This is a genomic window from Streptomyces sp. NBC_01537, from assembly GCF_045040445.1.
Lineage (GTDB): Bacteria > Actinomycetota > Actinomycetes > Streptomycetales > Streptomycetaceae > Actinacidiphila.
Window position 1 is genome coordinate 3504151 of record NZ_CP109392.1, and the last position, 18752, is coordinate 3522902.

16 protein-coding genes are annotated in these 18752 nt (G+C 71.9%); 5 read left to right on the forward strand and 11 right to left on the reverse strand.

Going from position 1 to position 18752, the window contains the following annotated elements; translation table 11 throughout:
- Positions 1-16 precede the first annotated feature (16 nt).
- The 3 genes from OG607_RS15945 to OG607_RS15955 are packed head-to-tail and all read left to right on the forward strand — an operon-like array spanning position 17 to position 3526.
- Positions 17-841, forward strand: coding sequence for a hypothetical protein (locus OG607_RS15945; protein ID WP_405723748.1), 825 nt, complete (start codon positions 17-19; stop codon positions 839-841).
- A 1-nt stretch (position 842) separates the two neighbouring features.
- On the forward strand, positions 843-2762 hold the full coding sequence (locus OG607_RS15950) for a fumarate reductase/succinate dehydrogenase flavoprotein subunit (protein ID WP_405723750.1): 1920 nt from the start codon (positions 843-845) through the stop codon (positions 2760-2762).
- A complete protein-coding gene (locus tag OG607_RS15955) occupies positions 2759-3526 on the forward strand; it encodes a succinate dehydrogenase/fumarate reductase iron-sulfur subunit (RefSeq protein ID WP_405723752.1) in 768 nt (255 codons plus the stop codon). Before OG607_RS15950 ends, OG607_RS15955 begins: the two co-directional genes overlap by 4 nt.
- A 422-nt stretch (positions 3527-3948) precedes the next feature.
- On the opposite strand, the gene OG607_RS15960 is transcribed toward OG607_RS15955, so the two are convergent.
- Positions 3949-6576, reverse strand: a complete 2628-nt coding sequence (locus tag OG607_RS15960; protein WP_405723754.1) for a SpoIIE family protein phosphatase — start codon at positions 6574-6576, stop codon at positions 3949-3951.
- 131 nt (positions 6577-6707) lie between these two features.
- Complete coding sequence (locus tag OG607_RS15965; RefSeq protein WP_405723756.1) at positions 6708-9332, reverse strand: SpoIIE family protein phosphatase; 2625 nt, start codon at positions 9330-9332, stop codon at positions 6708-6710.
- A gap of 175 nt (positions 9333-9507) precedes the next feature.
- On the opposite strand from OG607_RS15965, the gene OG607_RS15970 reads away from it, so the two are divergent.
- Positions 9508-10095 carry an ArsR/SmtB family transcription factor gene (locus OG607_RS15970; protein WP_405723758.1) on the forward strand — a complete coding sequence of 196 codons (588 nt, stop codon included), beginning with the start codon at positions 9508-9510 and terminating at the stop codon, positions 10093-10095.
- The gene (locus tag OG607_RS15975) at positions 10092-11387 is read left to right on the forward strand and encodes an MFS transporter (protein WP_405723760.1); all 1296 of its coding nucleotides are present in this window, start codon (positions 10092-10094) and stop codon (positions 11385-11387) included. The genes OG607_RS15970 and OG607_RS15975 overlap by 4 nt, the downstream gene beginning before the upstream one ends.
- On the opposite strand, the gene OG607_RS15980 is transcribed toward OG607_RS15975, so the two are convergent.
- The 9 genes from OG607_RS15980 to OG607_RS16020 form a co-directional block, all read right to left on the reverse strand.
- Complete coding sequence (locus tag OG607_RS15980) at positions 11278-11700, reverse strand: (deoxy)nucleoside triphosphate pyrophosphohydrolase (RefSeq protein WP_405723762.1); 423 nt, start codon at positions 11698-11700, stop codon at positions 11278-11280. The genes OG607_RS15975 and OG607_RS15980 overlap by 110 nt on opposite strands.
- Before the next feature lie 10 nt (positions 11701-11710).
- Positions 11711-11878, reverse strand: coding sequence for an SPOR domain-containing protein (locus OG607_RS15985; RefSeq protein ID WP_405723764.1), 168 nt, complete (start codon positions 11876-11878; stop codon positions 11711-11713).
- The gene (locus OG607_RS15990) at positions 11875-12321 is read right to left on the reverse strand and encodes an RpiB/LacA/LacB family sugar-phosphate isomerase (RefSeq protein ID WP_405723766.1); all 447 of its coding nucleotides are present in this window, start codon (positions 12319-12321) and stop codon (positions 11875-11877) included. Before OG607_RS15990 ends, OG607_RS15985 begins: the two co-directional genes overlap by 4 nt.
- Before the next feature lie 109 nt (positions 12322-12430).
- Positions 12431-13186 carry a GntR family transcriptional regulator gene (locus OG607_RS15995; protein WP_405723768.1) on the reverse strand — a complete coding sequence of 252 codons (756 nt, stop codon included), beginning with the start codon at positions 13184-13186 and terminating at the stop codon, positions 12431-12433.
- Positions 13187-13263: 77 nt separating this feature from the next.
- Positions 13264-14121: a DUF4190 domain-containing protein gene (locus tag OG607_RS16000; RefSeq protein WP_405723770.1), complete on the reverse strand. Its 858-nt coding sequence runs from the start codon at positions 14119-14121 to the stop codon at positions 13264-13266.
- 29 nt (positions 14122-14150) lie between these two features.
- Positions 14151-15389, reverse strand: a complete 1239-nt coding sequence (locus OG607_RS16005; protein ID WP_405723772.1) for a M14 family zinc carboxypeptidase — start codon at positions 15387-15389, stop codon at positions 14151-14153.
- A gap of 234 nt (positions 15390-15623) precedes the next feature.
- Positions 15624-16541 carry an LAETG motif-containing sortase-dependent surface protein gene (locus OG607_RS16010; protein WP_405723774.1) on the reverse strand — a complete coding sequence of 306 codons (918 nt, stop codon included), beginning with the start codon at positions 16539-16541 and terminating at the stop codon, positions 15624-15626.
- A 264-nt stretch (positions 16542-16805) separates the two neighbouring features.
- A complete protein-coding gene (locus OG607_RS16015; protein ID WP_405723776.1) occupies positions 16806-17492 on the reverse strand; it encodes a response regulator in 687 nt (228 codons plus the stop codon).
- Complete coding sequence (locus OG607_RS16020) at positions 17453-18703, reverse strand: sensor histidine kinase (RefSeq protein WP_405723778.1); 1251 nt, start codon at positions 18701-18703, stop codon at positions 17453-17455. The genes OG607_RS16015 and OG607_RS16020 overlap by 40 nt, the downstream gene beginning before the upstream one ends.
- Positions 18704-18752 lie beyond the last annotated feature (49 nt).

Sequence of the window (18752 nt, forward strand, 5' to 3'; positions counted from 1 at the left end):
TTCCCAGGAGTGATCCTTGGCCACCGGAACGACGACCGGAACGACAGGCAAGAACGGTGTACTGACGAGCGGCCGGGCGGCGATCGCCGCCCGGCACCTGCGTACCGACCGATGGTGGGTGTCGCCGCTCGTCACCGCACTGGGGCTGACGGCGTTCGTCGCGTACTCGACATGGCGGGCCTTCGCGAACGCCGACTACTACAGCGAGCCGTATGTCTCGCCCTTCTACTCCCCCTGTCTGGGCGCGAACTGCGTGGACATGCCGCTGGGGGCGCGATGGCCGCTGTTCGGGGACTGGTGGGGGCTCTCCCCCGCCCTGCTGGTGCTGATCTTCCCGCTGGGCTTCCGGCTGACCTGCTACTACTACCGCAAGGCGTACTACCGGGGCTTCTGGCAGTCGCCGCCGGCCTGCGCCGTGGCGGAGCCGCACGCCAGGTACACCGGGGAGACCCGCTTCCCACTGATCGTGCAGAACATCCACCGGTACTTCTTCTACTTCGCGATCCCGGTCGCCGGGATCCTGACCTACGACGTCGTGCTGGCCTTCCGGGACACCCACGGCCAGTGGGGGCACGCGGGGCTCGGCACGCTGATCCTGCTGGCCAACATCGTCCTGATCTGGGCGTACACCTTCTCCTGCCACTCCTGCCGGCACATCGTGGGCGGCCGGCTGAAGCACTTCTCCCAGCACCCTGTGCGCTATCGGCTCTGGGGGTGGGTCGGGAAGCTGAACGCACGTCACATGCAGCTCGCGTGGGCGTCGCTGATCAGTGTGGCGGTGGCGGATTTCTACGTGTTCCTTGTCGCGAGCGGCGCATTCCACGATCCGAGGTTCTTCTGACATGACGCAAGTCGAGCGGCACACGTACGACGTCGTGGTGATCGGCGCGGGCGGCGCCGGGCTGCGCGCCGCGATCGCGGCCCGGGAACAGGGGCTGCGGACCGCCGTCATCTGCAAGTCGCTGTTCGGCAAGGCGCACACCGTGATGGCCGAGGGCGGCATCGCGGCGAGCATGGGCAACGCCAATCCGCACGACAACTGGCAGGTCCACTTCCGGGACACCATGCGCGGGGGGAAGTTCCTCAACCAGTGGCGGATGGCCGAGCTGCATGCGCAGGAAGCGCCGGACCGCGTGTGGGAGCTGGAGACCTGGGGCGCGCTGTTCGACCGGACGAAGGACGGCCGGATCTCGCAGCGCAATTTCGGGGGCCATGAGTATCCCCGGCTCGCGCATGTCGGGGACCGGACCGGCCTGGAGCTGATCCGTACGCTGCAGCAGAAGATCGTCTCGCTCCAGCAGGAGGACTTCAAGGAGCACGGGGACTACGAGGCCCGGCTGAAGGTCTTCCAGGAGTGCACGGTCACCAGGGTGCTGAAAGAGGGCCCCCGGGTGAGCGGGGTCTTCGGCTACGTACGCGAGAGCGGGCGCTTCTTCGTCATGGAGGCGCCCGCCGTGGTGCTGGCCACCGGCGGGATCGGCAAGTCCTTCAAGGTGACGTCCAACTCCTGGGAGTACACCGGGGACGGGCACGCCCTGGCGCTGCTGGCGGGGGCGCCGCTGATCAACATGGAGTTCGTGCAGTTCCACCCCACCGGGATGGTCTGGCCTCCGTCGGTGAAGGGGATCCTGGTCACCGAGTCCGTGCGCGGCGACGGCGGCGTCCTGCGCAACAGCGAAGACAAGCGGTTCATGTTCGACTACATCCCGGACGTCTTCAAGGAGAAGTACGCGCAGAGCGAGGACGAGGCCGACGGCTGGTACGCCGACCCCGAGAACCATCGCCGCCCGCCCGAACTGCTCCCCCGCGACGAGGTCGCCCGCGCCATCAACTCCGAGGTCAAGGCGGGCCGCGGCTCCCCGCACGGCGGGGTCTTCCTCGATGTGTCGACCCGCCTGCCGGCGGAGGAGATCAAGCGGCGGCTGCCCTCCATGCACCACCAGTTCAAGGAGCTCGCGGACGTCGACATCACCGCCGAGCCCATGGAGGTCGGCCCCACCTGCCACTACGTCATGGGCGGGGTCGACGTCGACCCCGACACCGCCGCCGCCACCGGCGTCCCCGGGCTCTTCGCCGCCGGCGAGGTCGCCGGCGGCATGCACGGCTCCAACCGCCTCGGCGGCAACTCCCTGTCCGACCTGCTGGTCTTCGGCCGCCGGGCCGGGCAGCACGCCGCGCAGTACGCCGCCGGGCTGGGCGGCGCGCGCCCCGCGATCGACGAGGAGCAGATCGACGCCGCCGCGGCCGAGGCCCTGCGGCCCTTCAGCGCCGAGGCGGAGGACCCCGCTTCCACGGCGGCCCCGGAGAACCCGTACGGCCTCCACCAGGAGCTGCAACAGACCATGAACGACCTCGTCGGCATCATCAGGCGGGCCGACGAGATGCAGGAGGCCCTGGACCGCCTCGCCACCCTGCGCGTGCGCGCCCGCCGGGCCGGCGTCGAGGGCCACCGCCAGTTCAACCCCGGCTGGCACCTCTCCCTCGACCTGCGCAACATGCTCCTGGTCAGCGAGTGCGTCGCCCGCGCCGCGCTGCTGCGTACGGAGTCGCGCGGCGGCCACACCCGCGACGACTACCCGGAGATGGACCGCAACTGGCGCAAGCTCAACCTGGTCTGCGCGCTCGCCGAACCCGCGGAGGACCTGCTCGGCCAGATCTCCGTCACCCGCCGCGACATGCCGCCCGTCCGCGGCGATCTGCTCGCCCTCTTCGACCAGGACGAGCTGCTCAAGTACCTCACCGACGAGGAGCTGGACCGTTGAGCACGTACAAGGCGCACTTCAGGGTCTGGCGGGGCGACGCCGAGGGCGGCGGCCTCCAGGACTACGACGTCGAGGTGCACGACGGCGAGGTCGTCCTCGACATCATCCACCGGCTCCAGGCCACCCAGGCCAACGACCTCGCCGTGCGCTGGAACTGCAAGGCCGGCAAGTGCGGTTCCTGCAGCGCGGAGGTGAACGGCCGGCCCCGCCTGATGTGCATGACGCGCATGTCGGTCTTCGGGGAGGAGGAGACCATCACGGTGACGCCGATGCGGGCGTTCCCCGTGGTGCGGGACCTCGTGACCGACGTGTCCTTCAACTACACCAAGGCGCGGGAGGTGCCCTCCTTCGTGCCGCCCGCCGGGCTCGCGCCGGGCGAGTACCGGATGGCACAGGCCGATGTGGAGCGCTCGCAGGAGTTCCGCAAGTGCATCGAGTGCTTCCTGTGCCAGGACACCTGCCACGTGGTGCGCGACCACGAGGAGAACAAGGCGGCCTTCGCCGGGCCCCGCTTCCTGATGCGGATCGCCGAGCTGGACATGCACCCGCTGGACGCGGCGGAAGAGGCTGGGCTGGACCGCAAGGCGTCGGCGCAGGACGAGCACGGGCTGGGGTACTGCAACATCACGAAGTGCTGTACGGAGGTCTGCCCGGAGCACATCAAGATCACAGACAATGCGCTGATCCCGCTCAAGGAGCGGGCGGTGGACCGCAAGTACGATCCGCTGGTGTGGCTGGGGAACGTGATCCGCCGCCGGAGCTGACCCCCTGGGCCCTGGCCCCGGCCCCGGCCCACGGCGCCCACGACCCGACGGACGGAGTCCGGCGCAGCCGTCCCGAAGCAAGCGAAGCGCCCGCGAGGGCGGCGTCAAGAGGAGCCGACCCGCTGGTGTGGCTGGGGAACGTGATCCGCCGCCGGAGCTGACCCCACGGCCGCACGCCCCGGCCCCCGGCGCCCACGACCCGACGGACGGAGTCCGGCGCAGCCGTCCCGAAGCAAGCGAAGCGCCCGCGAGGGCGGCGTGAAGAGCAGTCGATCCGCTGGTGTGGCTGGGGAACGTGATCCGCCGCCGGAGCTGAAGCGAGGGGGTGTTCCCCCACCCCGCCCCTTCCCGAAACCATGGGCTCCGCCCCTGGACCCCGAACGCCCTCCGGGCGTGTCCTCAATCGCCGGACGGGCTGGGTTTCAGAAGAGGCTGAGGAGCTCCTCCTCGGACATCTCGCGGGTCGACTCGTCGCCCGGCAGGGCGAGTTCGAACCACACCGTCTTGCCCATGTGCGTACGGCGCGAGCCCCACGCGGAGCTGAGGAGCGTGACGAGCTGGAGGCCGCGGCCGCCCTCGTCGGTGTCGCGGGCGCGGCGGCGGCGGGGCTGGACGAGGGCGTCGTCCCAGACCTCGCAGACGAGGGTGCGGTCCCGCAGGAGCCGCAGGCGGATGTCGCCGTGGCCGTGCCGCAGGGCGTTGGTGACGAGTTCGCTGACGAGGAGTTCGGTGGTGTCGACGAGCTCGCCGAGGCCCCAGGACAGGAGCCGCTCGCGCGCGAACTCGCGGGCCTTGGAGACGGACTTCGGGTCGGGTTCGAGTACCCAGTCGCCGACGGAGTCCTCGGGGAGGCCCTGGACGCGGGCCATCAGCAGCGCGATGTCGTCCTCGCCGTGGGCGGTGTCGAGGCGGGCGAGTATGTGGTCGCAGACGTCCTCGAGGGGTCGCTGGGAGTCGTCGAGGGCCTCGCGGAAGGCCATGAGGCCCTCGTCGAGGGGGTGGTTGCGGGATTCGACCAGGCCGTCGGTGTAGAGGGCGAGGAGGGCGCCGTCGGGGAGGTCCACGTCGACCTCCTCGAAGGGCTCGCCGCCGACGCCGAGCGGCATGCCGGAGGGGACCTCCAGCAGGAGCGCGGGTTCGCCGGGCTCGACGATGGCCGGGGGGAGGTGGCCGGCGTTGGCGATGGTGACGCGGCGGGTGACGGCGTCGTAGACGGCGTAGACGCAGGTGGCGAGGTAGACCTCGGACAGGCCGGCGGCGGCGTCCTTGGCCTTGTTGCCGGTCTTGCCGTGCCGGGGGCCGTCGTCGCCGGGGCCGCCGAGGCCGCGGGCGACCTCGTCCAACGCCGTGAGGACGTCGGCCGGTTCGAGGTCGAGCAGGGCCAGGGTGCGTACCGCGGTGCGGAGTTCGCCCATCGCGACGGCTGCGCGCAGCCCCCGCCCCATGACGTCGCCGACGACCAGGGCGGTGCGGTGCCCGGGCAGTTCGATGACGTCGAACCAGTCGCCGCCGACCTCGGTCTCCATGTTGCCGGGGAGGTAGCGGCAGGCGATGTCGAGTCCGGCCGCCTCGGGGTTGCCCGGGGGCAGGAGGCTGCGTTGCAGTATCAGCGCGCGCTCGTGCTCGCGGCGGTAGAGGCGGGCGTTGTCGATACTGACGGCGGCCCGTGAGGCGAGTTCCTCGGCGAGCATGCGGTCGCGCTCGTTGAAGGGCTCGCTGCCCTTGGCCCGGGAGAACTGCACGAGCCCGAGGACCGTGTCGCGGGCGACCATCGGCACCGCCAGGGTGGACTGTACGAAGCCGGCGCCGGAGCCCTCGTCGGACTCGGGGACCTGGGTCTGGGTCTGGGCGGTGCGCAGGGCGCTGGCGTAGGGCGAGGAGAAGGGGTAGCGGTGAACCGCGCCGACGGAGACCGGCTCGCGGCCGACCGGGGCGTCGGAGACGGCACTGGCGAAGGCGACCCGGCGTATCTCGCCGCTGCCGTCGGCCGTGCCGACGGGGCCCTCCTCGCCGGACAGCAGCGACTGGTAGAGGTCCACCGAGGCCAGATCGCAGAAGCTCGGCACGGCGACGTCCAGCAGCTCGCGCGCGGTCGTCTCCAGGTCCAGGGAACTGCCGATCCGCCGTCCCGCCTCGTTGAGCAGCGCGAGGTTGCGCCGGTTGTGGGCCGCCTCCCGCTCCGCACGCTGACGGCCCGTCACATCCTGGGCCATGCCGGCGACGCCGATCGGCCGCCCGCTGCCGCCGTGCAGCCGGTACAGCGACACCGACCAGCGCCGGCGGCTGGCCTTGGCGCCGGCCTCCTCGCTGTGGGCCAGGCCGACCAGCGTCATGTTCAGCACCGGGTCGCCGCTCTCCAGCACCTGGCGCAGCGCGGCGGTGAGGCGGTCGCCCTCGACCCGGGACAGGAAGTCGTAGGGGGTGCGGCCCTTGTAGTCCTTGGCGGGCTTCCCGAAGGTGTTGGCGAACTGCTCGTTGACGCGCAGCAGCTTCAGGTCCGTGTCGAAGATGATGAAGCCCATCGGCGACTGTCCGAACACCGCCTGCGAGGACGCCAGATCGGTCTCGATGGAGCGCAGTACGCGCACGTCCACCGCGATGCAGACCGCCCCGCGCCCGCCGTCCCGGCTCTCCGACGGCATCACGTAGATCTCGGCCAGGCCCTCGCCCCCGGACGCGTCCCGGTACGGCGTCACGCCGATCCACTCGCGGCCGTCGAGTATCTCCACGACGAGTTCGTGGCCCCGGTCCCACAGGTCCTCCGGCGCGAAGGCCGTGATCGGGTCCTTGCCGATCGCCTTGGCGGCGGGCGTGCCGAAGAACTCCTCGGCGCGCTCGCTCCACTGCTCGATGCGGCCGTCCGGGCCGATCGAGAAGGAGGCCACTCGGATGTAGTCGTATATCGATCCGGCCGGGCTGGACTGCCAGACGTGCTGGCGCGAGGCAGTGACCGCAGGGTTCCGGGGCTCTTCGCCACCCGATGGCTCAACACTCACGCCCGACCCCTCCAGCTCACACTTACGGACCGGCTCGTGCCGAGTATTCAGCATTCACCCCGTTCCGCACATGGTCTTGTCGATCACAGCATCATCTCAGCACATACGGATTCCGCTTTGCGCCCAGTTCAACTACCCTGCACAGCCCGGCATACGCACGTCGGACCCAGGCAAGAGGGGAACCCCTATGTGTGCCGCCGGTCCAGCGCCAGCTCGAACCAGACCGTCTTGCCCAGCGGACCGTGCCGGGTGCCCCAGCGGCGGGAGGCGCGGGCGACCAACTGCAGGCCGCGGCCGCCCTCGTCGTCCTCAGCGGCGGAGCGCTCGCGCGGCGGGTCGGGGAGCGGGTCGGAGACCTCCACCAGCAGCGAGGTGCCGCGGACCATACGGACGCCGATCGGCCCGTGCGCGTACCGCAGGGAGTTCGTGACCAGCTCGCTGACCAGCAGCACCGTGATGTCCACGATCGTGTGCAGCCCCCAGTCGCTGAGCGTCTCGCGGACATGCCGCCGGGCCTGCCGTACGGCGCTCGGCTCGGCGGCGAAGGTCCAGGAGGCGGTGCTCCCCTCGGGGAGGCCGCCCAGGCGGGCCATGAGCAGCGCCACGTCGTCCGGCTCGCGCCCCGGGGTCATACTGGCCAGCAGGTCGTCGCAGGCGTCCTCCAGGGAGGCTCCCTCCCCCTCCGACTGGGTCGCGCGCAGGACCGCGCAGAGCCGGTCGATGCCCTCCGAGATGTCCTCGCCGCGCGCCTCGACCAGACCGTCGGTGTAGAGCACCAGCACGGCCCCGTCCGGCACTTCGACCTCCGCCGACTCGAAGTCCACGCCTCCGACGCCCAGCGGCACGCCCGCCGGGACCTCCAGCTGCCGCACCTCGCCGTCCGGTCCCGGGACGACCAGGATGGGCGGAAAGTGCCCCGCGCAGGCGACGGTGCAGCGGCGGGTCGAGGGGTCGTAGACCGCGTACACGCAGGTCGCCATCCAGCCCTCGGCGCGGCTCTGCGCGAGGTCGTCGCCCAGGTCGTTGACGCGGCGCAGCAGTTCGTCCGGGGCCATGTCCAGGCCCGCCAGGGTGCGGACCGCCGTGCGCAGCCGCCCCATGGTGGCCGCCGCGCGCAGCCCGTGGCCCATCACGTCCCCGACCACCAGCGCGATCCGCCCGCCCGCGAGCGGGATCGCGTCGAACCAGTCGCCGCCGGCCGCCGCCCCGCTGCTGCCGGGCACATAGCGGAAGGCCAGCTGCACGCCGGGCGGCTCGGGCACGCTCTGCGGCAGCAGGCTGCGCTGCAGCATCAGCGCACCCTCCCGCTCGCGTACGTACAGCCGGGCGTTGTCCAGCGCCGCGCCCGAGCGGTCGGCGAGCTCCATCACCAGCGCGAGGTCGTCCTGGTCGAAGGGGTCGCGGCCCTCGATCCGGCTCACCACCAGCAGCCCGAGCATGATGCCGCGGGCGCGCAGCGGCGCGACGATCAGCGAGTGGACGCCGAGGTCGATCGCCGCCTGGATCTTCGGATCCCCCGGATACGTCGTGGCGCGCAACTGCTCCTCCCCCTCGACCAGCTGGGGCTTGCCGGTGAGCAGCGCCGTCCCGAAGGTCCCCTCCGTGGTGACCTTGATGACCTTCCCGATCCCGATCATCAGGTCGACCAGCGGACCGCTCTTGATCTTGCCGATGCCGAGCTGCCGCATCTCCTGCGTGGTCTCGCCGTACGTGTGCATCGGCAGTTCCCCGCCGTCCGGCACGGCGGCGTGCAGGATGACCCCGCTGAAGTCGCTGAAGCGCGGCACCAGCGCCTCCGCGAGGGTCTCCGCCAGACGGCGTACGTCAAGCAGGTCCGACAACCGCGAGCCGACGTCGTTCAGCAGCGCGAGGCGCTGCCGGGCCCGCTCGATCTTCACATGCGCCTGCTGCCGCTCGGTCACGTCCATCACGGTGCAGCTGATGCCCAGGACATGGCCCGCCCGGTCCTCCAGGCGGTGGTACGACACCGAGCGATGGCCGTGGCCCGTCGGCGCCGGGATGACGAAGTCGATCACCGGGCGGCCGGTGTCCAGCACGTGCTGCTGCAGCACGGTCAGCTCGTCGGCCACCTTCGGGTTGACGATGCCCGCCGCGCGGCGGCCGATGTGCTCGGTGGCGGGGAGGCCGTTCATCCGGGCCAGGGCCTCGTTGACCCGGACGTAGCGCAGATCGGTGTCGAAGATCGCCACGCCCAGCGGCGAGCTGTCGAAGAGGCTGTCCAGCGCGGCGAGGTCGTGCTCCAGCGTCCGCAGCTGGCTGGTCTCGGCGACCGACGCCAGCACGAACGGCCGCCCGTCCCCGTCCACCAGCAGCGACGCCCTGGCCTCCACCTGTACGGAGTGCCCGTCCCGGTGCCGCAGTGTGAGGATCCCCGTCCACCGCCCGGCCCCCAGCAGCTCCGCCAGAATCCGCTCGGCCGGCCCCGGCGACGGCACTGCCGCCATCCGCCGGGCATGCGCGCCCCCGGCGTCGGTGACCAGCAGCCCGGTCAGCCTGCGGCCCACGACGTGCTCGCCGGCCCACCCGAGCATCTCCTCGGCCAGCGGGCTCCAGAGCAGCACGCGGCCGCTGGTGTCCAGCATCACCACGGCCACCTTGAGCTCGTCCAGCAGCGTCCCCGCCTTGCGGGCGGCCTCCTGCCCCTGCGAGTGCCCCGGCTGCAGCCCCCCGCCCCGGTTCCGGGCACGCGACCCCGCCGGCCCGGCCACTTCCCGGCCCTCCGAGGCCGCACCGGTCCCGCTGGTCCCACTGCTCCCGCTACCGTCGACGCTCGCGCTCACGCCGTCCACGTCCACATCCAGACCGGGTAGAGCCGGGCCGGCTTCCCGGCCATTGGCGGATCAATCCCCCCATACCCGATATTCCTCCGCATCCCACCTCGGCGCTGCGCGCGAACCTGTCAACTACGTCAACCGTAGACCTCCAGAGATTGAGAAGAAAAGTTTGCATAGATATCTTCTCAACATGCCCAGCGAACCGCCCCGCGAACTGTCGGACATCGACGCCCTCAAAGCCCTCGCCCATCCCCTGCGCCAGCAGATGCTGACCCATCTCGAACGCCACGGACCCGCCACCTCCGCCGACCTGGCCACCGAATTCGGCGCCGACCGCGGCGCCACCAGCTACCACCTCCGCCGGCTCGCCCGCTTCGGCTTCATCGAGGAGGACCACGCCCGCTCGGCCGGCCGCCGCAGGTACTGGCGTTCCGTACCCCAGGACGTAAGGCTGCCCCGCCGCCCCACGACCCCCGAGGCCGAGACGGTCACCCGCGAGATCTTCCGCCAGTGGCGCGATCGCGCCGACCGCACCCTGACCGCCTTCCTGGCCGATCTCATGGCCGACCCCGATGCCTTCGGCGAGTTCGGCACAGCGGCCATGAACTCCCTCGGCGGCACGACGCTCACAGCCGCCGAACTGGCCGAGTTCGCCGAGGAGTACATCGCCCTGCTCAGCCGCTGGCACCGCGAACCCGATCAGGCCTCCCCCGGCAGCCGCCACATCACGGTCCTCTTCAACGCCTTCCCCACCCCCGACGAGCGGGAGCCCACATGACCACCGAGGTCCCCGCCCCGCCGTCCCTGTGGCGCAACCGCGACTTCCTGGTCCTGTGGGCCGGCCAGATCATCTCCACCCTCGGTGCGAGCGTCACCGCCACGGCCTTACCCCTGCTCGTCCTCGCGCTCACCCGCTCCCCCTCCGACGCCGGCCTCGTCGGAGCCGCCGGCACCCTCCCGTACCTGATAGCCCATCTGCCGGCGGGCACCCTGGCCGACCGCTGGAACCGCCGCCGCATCATGATCGTCAGCGAGCTCACCGCGGGCCTGGCCCTCGCGACCGTGCCGCTCGCCCTGGGGCTGGACGTGCTCACGGTCGCGCAGCTCGCAGTCGTCACGTTCGCCCAGGGCACCTGCTTCGCCTTCTTCGGTGTGACGGAGAGCGCCGCCCTCCCCGTCATCGTCCCGGACGCGCTGCTGCCCGCCGCCCTCGCCCAGAACGAGGCCAAGTCCCGTGGCGCCGCCCTCGCGGGCCCACCGCTGGGCGGTCTCCTCTTCGGAGTGAGCCGCGCCCTGCCCTTCGTCGCCGACGCGCTCTCGTACGCGGTCGGCGCCGTCGCACTGCTCTTCGTCCGGCGCGACCTGCAGGGGGAACGCAGCGGCGAGCCGCAGTCCCTGTGGCAGGACACCCGGCGCGGCCTGAGCTGGCTGTGGCGCCACCGCCTGGTGCGCACGGCCGTGCTCCTGGTGGCCGCCAGCAACCTGATCTTCCAGGCCCTCGCACTGACCCTGGTGCTCCTCGCGCAGCGCCTGGACGCCTCTCCCGGCGACATCGGCCTCATGTTCGGCATCTACGGCGGCGGGGGCTTCCTCGGCGCCCTGGCAGCCGGCCGCCTGCACAGCCGCTTCAGCCCCAAGGCCGTCATCATCGGCGTCAACTGGGTCTGGGCGGCCCTGCTCCCCCTGCTCGCAGTCGCCCCGAGCCCGCTGCTCCTCGGCCTGATCGCCGCCGGGACCGCCTTCGTCGGCCCGATGTGGAACGTCGTCCTGGTCACCTACCTCATGACCCTCGTCCCCAACGACCTCCTGGGCCGGGTCGCCAGCGCCGCCAAGACCCTCTCCTGGGGCGTCCTCCCCCTCGGCTCCCTCAGCGCCGGCTACCTGCTCTCCACCGTCGGCCCCGTCCGCACCGTCCTCGTCCTCACCGCCGCCATGCTCGCCATCGCCATCGCGGGCACCCTCAGCCCGGCCGTCCGGCACGCGCCGCCGCTGACAGCCGCGCCGCCGCCCAGGCCACTGCGGGGCGGTCCAGGTCGAGCCAGTCGACGGAATCCGCGTCCTCGGGGGTGAGCCAGCGCAGCTCGTCGTGGTCTTCGAGGGGCTGGGGGGTGCCGGAGAGGAGGCGGGCGGTCCAGACCTGCAGGACGTAGGGGGGCTTGAGGGCCCATTCGCCGGGGACGCGCTCCAAGGGCTCGGCTTCGACGCCGAGTTCCTCACGGAGCTCGCGGACGAGGGCCTGCTCGGCGGACTCGCCGGGTTCGAGCTTGCCGCCGGGGAGTTCCCAGCGGCCGGCGAGCTCGGGCGGGGCGCTGCGGCGGGCGGCGAGGAGGCGGCCTTCGTGGAGGAGGGCGGCGCCGACCACGACGATGAGGGGTTCGGGCATGCGCGGCACTCTATGTCGCGTGCTGGTCTATTCGCTCGATGGTGTAGAGCTGCTTGTGCCCTCGGGTGTCGAGCGCGTCCGCGATGCGCTCGGCCTCCTCGCGGGTTTCGTAGCGGCCGACGCGGTAGCGGTTGCCGTTGTCGTCCTGGCGTATGACAACCCAGGGGAGCTCGCTCATCGGGCCTCCTCCAGGTGGGCGATGTGGGCGACATTGGCGCGGTCGTCGGCCTCGCCGCTGGGGGCGGCGGCGAACCAGGCGTCGAGGATCTCCTTGAGGAGGGGCTCGCTGGTCAGCCTGAGGCTCAGGGCGAGGGTGTTGGCGTCGTTCCAGCGGCGGGCGCCGTCGGCGGTGTAGGCGTCAGGGCAGAGGGCGGCGCGGACGGCGGGGACCTTGTTGGCGGCGAGGGCGGCGCCGGTGCCGGTCCAGCAGCAGACGACGGCCTGTTCGGCGTGGCCCTCGGAGACGGCGCGGGCGGCGGAGGCGGCGCTCCAGGCCCAGTCGTGGCGGTCGCCGGGGCGCAGGGCTCCGTAGGCGAGCACGGTGTGACCGCGCAGTCGCAGCTCGTCGACCACGAGGCGGGCGACGGGCTCGTCCATGTCCGACGAAACGGCAATGCGCATATGCCGGAGCCTACGCCCGAACGTGACGTGACGGACACGTTCGGGCGCGAAACGACTCGAACGAGTCGTCGAACGTACGGTGATTGACTGGATCAGTCGGGAACGGTCATCACTTGACAGGCATGCGGTACGCCACCCGGTAGCGCTCCGCCGGGATCACGATGTCGGCGGTCTCCACCGGCTGGCCGGAGGCGTAGTACGTGCGCTGGATCTCGATCACGACATGCCCCGGCACCCCGCCCAGCACCGAGGTCTCCTCGGCCAGGCCGGGCCGGGCGCCGATGTCCTCGGAGACGTTGTCGACGACGAGGTCGAGCGCGGCCATCCGCTCGACGACCCCCTGGCCGCCGACCGGGCCCTCCTCGGGGAGCAGGACGGGGGTGCGGCCGGTGACGGCCATCGGCTCCCAGGACACGGAGAGCATCATGGGCTCGCCCTCGGAGCGGAAGAGGTAGCGGGTGCGCATCACCCGGTCGCCGGGCCGGATGCCCAGCCGCTCGGCGATCCGGGCGGTGGCCGAGTCCTGGACGCTGGTGGACTCCCAGGTGCCCTTGAAGCCCTCGTCGCCCTGCTCCTGGCGGAAGGGCGTGGACTGGCCGGCCCCCGGGCGGTAGCCGGTGCGGACGATGCGGCGCGGCTCGGGGCGCTCGCGTACGTACGTCCCCGAACCGGAGCGGCCCTCGACGAAGCCCTCGGCCATCAGCACCTTGCGCGCTTCCAGAGCGACGGTGTCGGAGACCCCGTACTCGGTGCGGATGCGGGCCTGGGAGGGGAGCCGGGTGTGCGGTGGGAGGGTGCCGTCCAGGATCTTGCGCCGCAGATCGTCGGCGACGCGAAGGTATGCGGGCTGCTCACCGAAAGGCACGGGGCCCCTCCCTCGGGTTGACTGACTGCAACAGCTTCGCAACTCAGGGTGGTCGCCCGCAAGTCCTGGCCAGTTGATTACACGCTGGCATCGTCCGAGGACGAGCCGGACGACGAGCCCGAGGAGGAGCCGGATTCCAGCGATCCGGTGAGCCCGCCGTCGTCGTCGCCGAGCAGGCAGATGACCTTCTGATCGCCGTGGGACCAGTCACTGCGGGTGGGTGTGTAGTAGAAGACGTCGACCGATGCCGGCAGCTGCGAGGCGTCCCCGACATAGTCGTCCTCCATCGCGCCGCAGCGGTCCTGCGCGTACCGGCGCATCAGGTCGTCGCCCGGATAGCCGCCGTCGTCGCTGAGGAACTGAGCCCCGGTCACCACCGCGTACACCTCCCCGTCGTGGGGGTCGGAGCAGGGCACGACATCGACGGAGGACCGGCCCTCCAGCCCGCCGGCGGCGCTGACGCATTCACCCCGGAAGAGGTACTGGACATCGGTCGAGTCGTCGTCGAGGTAGCCGAGCGAGCCGAGGACGATCATCGCGGCGATGAACAGCGTCCACAGGCTGTTGAGCACCGTCCCGGCGATCGCGAAGCCCCGGCCCCTCAGGCCGCGGCGGCGGATCTGGCTCAGCGCGATGATGCCGAAGACCGCGCCGAGCAGGGGAACGCAGCTCATCGCCACGACGAAGGAGGCGATCGCCAGGCCGCTGAACGGAGGCAGCGGGGGCGGCGGCGGGTAGTAGCCGTACGGCGGGGGCGGATAGGGCCCGTAAGGCGGGTTGGGGCCGTACGCACCCTGCGCGGGCGCGGAGTTGTACGGCTGGCCGGGCGGACCGTAGGGCGCGCCCGGCTGCGGGCCGTACGGCGAGTTGGGCTGCGGCTCCTCCGGCGAGGGCGGGAGCGAGGGCGGCGGCGGAGGAGGCGGGGGTATGTCCACCGGCGGATCCTACGCCGTACCGGGCCGCCTCAGCCCAGCAATTCGAAGCAGGCTATCGCCGCACGCGCGTGCTGCTCGGCCTGGTGGCGGACCGGGATCCAGCGGGCGCGGTGGGCCGTCTCGTACGCCCGGCACCAGTCGGTGACGAGGTGTTCGAGCCGGCCGCGCAACTCGGTGAGGGGCGGCACCGGTTCGATGCCGCGTACGAAACGCAGCAGCATGGAGGCGGCGCGCAGCGGCAGGCGCTGCGTGTAGATCTCGACGCTGCTGACCCGGGCCCGGGTCATGGGCGGCAGCGGCGGGGCGGCGGAGCCGCGCAGGGACGGGTCCCAGTCGGCGGCGAGGATCGGGCCGACGGCGGCGATCTCGGCGGCGGCGCGCAGCAGGGGGCCGCCGTCGCGGTCGGCGAGGTGGGGGCGGACCTCGGCGATGAGGCGGCTGACGACGTGGCTGCCGTGCCGCAGGGCGTCGCCGGCCGCGCACAGGGCCGCGCCGGCGTCGGGGTGCGGGGAGGTGTCGGCGGCGCGGTCACAGGCCCACATGGGGACTTCGGCGATGGCGGTGACGCCGCCGTAGCGCTGGATGTACGTCCAGGTGGAGTTGTCCGCGTCCTCGCGGGAGCGGTATCTGCTGGGCGGCGGCATGACGTAGACGCCGGGGCCGGGGCTGGGCCAGTGGAAGGCGTCGGAGGAACCGGCCTCCAGGGGGATGTCGAACTCGGCCGCGGACTTGGCGATGCGCTCGGCGAGCCGGGGTATGTCGTGGGTCAGCTGGACGAAGCTCCCGCCGACGTCTATGCCGTGCAGCGACACCTGCAGCACCGGGCGGAGCTCGTCGATGACCCGGATCAGCGCCTGAGTCTCCGGCAGGGCGTCATTGAGGCGGCCGTCCGCGGCCAGCCACTCGGGCTGCTCGGCGGCGCACGGCCGGAAGAAGTGCCGGTAGTGGCCGAGCATCGTGAACTCGGTCTCCGGGACCGCCTCGTTGAGCCGGGCCCCGTCCGGGTCGGCGCACAGCAGGAAGTGCCAGGACGCGTCCGCTCCGGCCAGCAGCCGGGGCTGCTCGGTGGTGACCCGCTCGGCGAGCCGTACGACGGTGGCGCCGCCGATCATCTCGTTGGCGTGCGGGCCCGCCACGACCAGGACGTTGCGGCGGCCGTGGCCTATGGACAGCAGCCACAGCGGCTCTCCGCCCCGGGACGTGCCGACCTGCCGGAGCCGGCAGAGCGATGGCATCCGGACCGCCAGCGAGCGGGCTGACGCGGTCACCTCGTCCACTGTCGGATAGCGATCGTCGCAGAGGACGCTCTCCCCCGATGCCTTCATCAAGTCCCCCGGAGCGTTGGTGCGGTCTGGGGACGGATTCTTCCAATTCGCGCACACCGCAGGCTAGAGCGCGTTGTTGTTTGTTGAAGCTCGGTTGGCTTCCGTCGCGCTCAGTCACTCATGCGCGAGGGGCGCGCCCCGGCCGGGACGCGCCCCTCGCACTGCCTTTGACGTACGTCAGTGGCGGCGGGCCGCCTGACGGCGACGGGTGGCGAACAGTACGCCGCCGCCCGCGACCAGGAGCAGCGCGGCGCCGCCGGCGATGACGCCGGTGCCGTTGCTGCCGGTCTCGGCGAGGTCGTCACCGGTGGTGGTGGTCGTCGACTCCGAGGCGGAGGCGGAGGAGGTGGTCGTCGACTCCGAGTCCGACGGCGAGGCCGAGGACTCCGACGGGCTGGGGGTCGCCGACTCGGAGGTGGCCGGGGTCGACTCCACCGAGGACGGCGTGGGCGTCGGAGTGGGGCTGTCCGAGGGGACCGTCTGGGTGGTGCAGTCCTTCGTACCGCCGTTCCACCAGGCGATCTTCTTGTCGCCGATGACCGCGTGGTCCGGGCCCTCGGGCAGGTCGCCGTGGGTGTAGCCGTCGTTGGCGTTGTAGTTGCCGTCGTACTTGGTGTTGCCGTAGTAGAGGTCGATCTGCGCGTAGCAGCTCACGTCCGGGAAGGCGACGTCGAGGGTGTCGGTCTGACCGGCCTTCACCGACACGGTGTCCCAGTCGTGGAAGACCTGCTTGCCCGAGGTCTGCCAGGTGGGCCCGTGCGTGCGGTACGAGGCGAGCGACGCGGTGCAGGACGCCGAGTCCGAGGCGGTCCGGACCTGGACGTGGACCTTGCCGTCGTCTGCGGGCTTGAGGTTGACCTCGTCGACCTTGACGGAGGAGTACCAGGCGGTGCCGTCCACGGAGAACTCGCACTTGTCGGTGGAGGTCTTGGTGCCTCCGCCGTTGCCCGGCTTGTAACCGGCCGGGGTGCCCTTGTCCCAGCCCTTGCCGCCTTCACAGGCGTAGGCGGCGGTGGAGCCCGCGACGGAGAGAGCGAGAGCTGCGGCGCTGACGCCGAGCAGCCGCCGCATGGTGACACGTCTCGATATGGACATGCAGTTACCAATCTGGCGATACGTGGCCCGGCAACGCGAGGGGGGCCGACCGCTCTCCCCGTACGAGAGCAGGCCGGAAGCAGTGCCGAGCAGGAGTGGTCTAGCAAGCCCTGGGCACTGAAGCCACAGGCGCATCACGCATCGTTGTTGGTCCCATAGAAGCCTGTCAACCTGCCGAGACACACAGTTCGATAACGGGCAGTCACATTACGTTCGAGTAGTGCTCCGGCGTACAAATCGCACCGCCCACCTGTTCGAGGGAGGCTAGCACCTCAGGTAGGTCAGCACGGCCAGGACCCTGCGGTGGGTCTCCTGCGCGGGCGGGAGGTCGAGCTTCATCAGGATGTTGCCGATGTGCTTGCCGACGGCCGCGTCGGTGACGGAGAGGCGGCGGGAGAGCTCGGCGTTGGAATGGCCCTCCGCCATGAGGGCGAGGACTTCGCGTTCGCGGGCGGTGAGGCGCTGGAGGGGGTCGCGGCGGCGGGCGAGGAGGTGGCGTACGACCTCGGGGTCGATGACGGTGCCGCCGGCGGCGACGCGGGTGACGGCGTCGAGGAAGTCCTCGATGTGGCCGACGCGGTCCTTGAGGAGGTAGCCGACGGCCGTGCCGTCGCCGGAGTCGAGGAGTTCGGCGGCGTAGGAGCGCTGGACGTACTGGGAGAGGACCAGGACGGGGAGGGCGGGCCGGTTTTCGCGCAGACGGTTTTCGCGCATGCGCAGTGCGGCCCGCAGGCCTTCGTCGGAGTGGCCGGGCGGCATGCGCACGTCGGTTACGACGATGTCGGGACCGTGCTCGGCGACGGCCGCTTCGAGGGCGTCCGCATCGCCGACGGCGGCGACCGTCTCGTGCCCGAAGCGGGCGAGCAGGCCGACGAGGCCTTCCCGGAGGAGGACGGAGTCCTCGGCGAGGACTATTCGGAGCGGAGGGTGCGAAGGGAGCGGAGGGTGCAAGGGATCTCCACGCGCAGCAGGGTCGGGCCACCGGTCGGACTGGTCAGGGTCAGTTTGCCGTCCACGACGGCGACCCGGTCGGCCAGTCCCGTGAGCCCGGTGCCGCGCGCGGCGTCCGCGCCGCCCCGGCCGTCGTCGCGCACCTCGACGGTCAGCCGCGAGCCGTCGTGGCCGCCGGTGACGGTGACGCCGCTCGCACCGCTGTGCTTGGCCGCGTTGGCGAGCGCCTCGCAGACCACGAAGTACGCGGCCGACTCGGCCTCCTCCGGCAGCCGCCCGGGGAGGTCCACCTGTGTCTCCACCGGTATCGGCGAGCGGTCCGCCGCGTCCGCGAGCGCGTCCGGCAGCCCCCGGTCGGTGAGCACCTGTGGATGGATGCCGTTGATCAGCTCCCGCAGGGACGCCAGCACCTGCCCTGCCTCGGCTTGCGCCTTGGCCAGCTGACCGGCGATCGGGCTGCCGGCCGGCGCGTCCAGCCGGGCCAGCCCGAGCGTCATGGACAGCGCGACGAGCCGCTGCTGGGCCCCGTCGTGCAGATCCCGCTCGATCCGGCGCCGTTCCGCGTCGAACGCCGCCGCCAGCCGGGCCCGGGACGTCGTCAGTTCGGTGACCCGGGCGGCCAGTTCCGCCGTCCCGCCCGCCGTGAGCAGCCACCGGGCCAGCGCCGCCCGGGCCCGGGCCACCGGGCCGAGGGCGTACAGGAGCGCCGGGAGCAGCAGCAGGCCTGCCGCCGCGCACGCCAGCGCCGCCGGATATCCCGTGACGGCGTGCAGCTTCAGCGGGTTGGCCTGCTCACCGTCCGCCGCGAGCAGCAACGGCGTCGCCAGCAGATCCGTCGGCACCGCGAAGGCTCCGCCGACCGCCAGCAGTTCCAGCGGCCACAGCACGGTGGCGGCGAGCACCGCGTACCCCAGCTCCTGCCAGGTCGCCCGCTCCCCGAACCGCGTACCCGCCCAGGCCGTGATGCCGGTGCGGTCCGGGTCCCGGTGGGGGTCGGCCACGGGTTGGGGGTCCAGCAGGCGCAGCCGGCGGCGTTCGACGGCCGCGTACGGCACGCCGGACAGCGCGAGGGCGGCCAGCAGGGGGAGGCCGACCAGCACGGGCGCGAGGGCGGTGCCGGCGGCGGCGAGCAACAGCATGACGGTGAAGGCGGCGGCGCCGGTGAGACCTCCGCTGAGCAGGTAGGCGGCCGGCCGCCAGGGAATCCGCATCCCGCCACCGTAGGAGAGGCCCGCTCCCCGCGCGGTAGGGCTGGCCATA

What these genes read in the sequence shown, in the direction of transcription:
- OG607_RS15950 (WP_405723750.1), top strand. Translation starts at nt 843, where the DNA reads ATGACGCAAGTCGAGCGGCACACGTACGACGTCGTGGTGATCGGCGCG.
- OG607_RS15960 (WP_405723754.1), bottom strand. Translation starts at nt 6,576, where the DNA reads ATGCTGAATACTCGGCACGAGCCGGTCCGTAAGTGTGAGCTGGAGGGG.
- OG607_RS15970 (WP_405723758.1), top strand. Translation starts at nt 9,508, where the DNA reads ATGCCCAGCGAACCGCCCCGCGAACTGTCGGACATCGACGCCCTCAAA.
- OG607_RS15975 (WP_405723760.1), top strand. Translation starts at nt 10,092, where the DNA reads ATGACCACCGAGGTCCCCGCCCCGCCGTCCCTGTGGCGCAACCGCGAC.
- OG607_RS15980 (WP_405723762.1), bottom strand. Translation starts at nt 11,700, where the DNA reads ATGCCCGAACCCCTCATCGTCGTGGTCGGCGCCGCCCTCCTCCACGAA.
- OG607_RS15985 (WP_405723764.1), bottom strand. Translation starts at nt 11,878, where the DNA reads ATGAGCGAGCTCCCCTGGGTTGTCATACGCCAGGACGACAACGGCAAC.
- OG607_RS15990 (WP_405723766.1), bottom strand. Translation starts at nt 12,321, where the DNA reads ATGCGCATTGCCGTTTCGTCGGACATGGACGAGCCCGTCGCCCGCCTC.
- OG607_RS16010 (WP_405723774.1), bottom strand. Translation starts at nt 16,541, where the DNA reads ATGTCCATATCGAGACGTGTCACCATGCGGCGGCTGCTCGGCGTCAGC.
- OG607_RS16020 (WP_405723778.1), bottom strand. Translation starts at nt 18,703, where the DNA reads ATGCGGATTCCCTGGCGGCCGGCCGCCTACCTGCTCAGCGGAGGTCTC.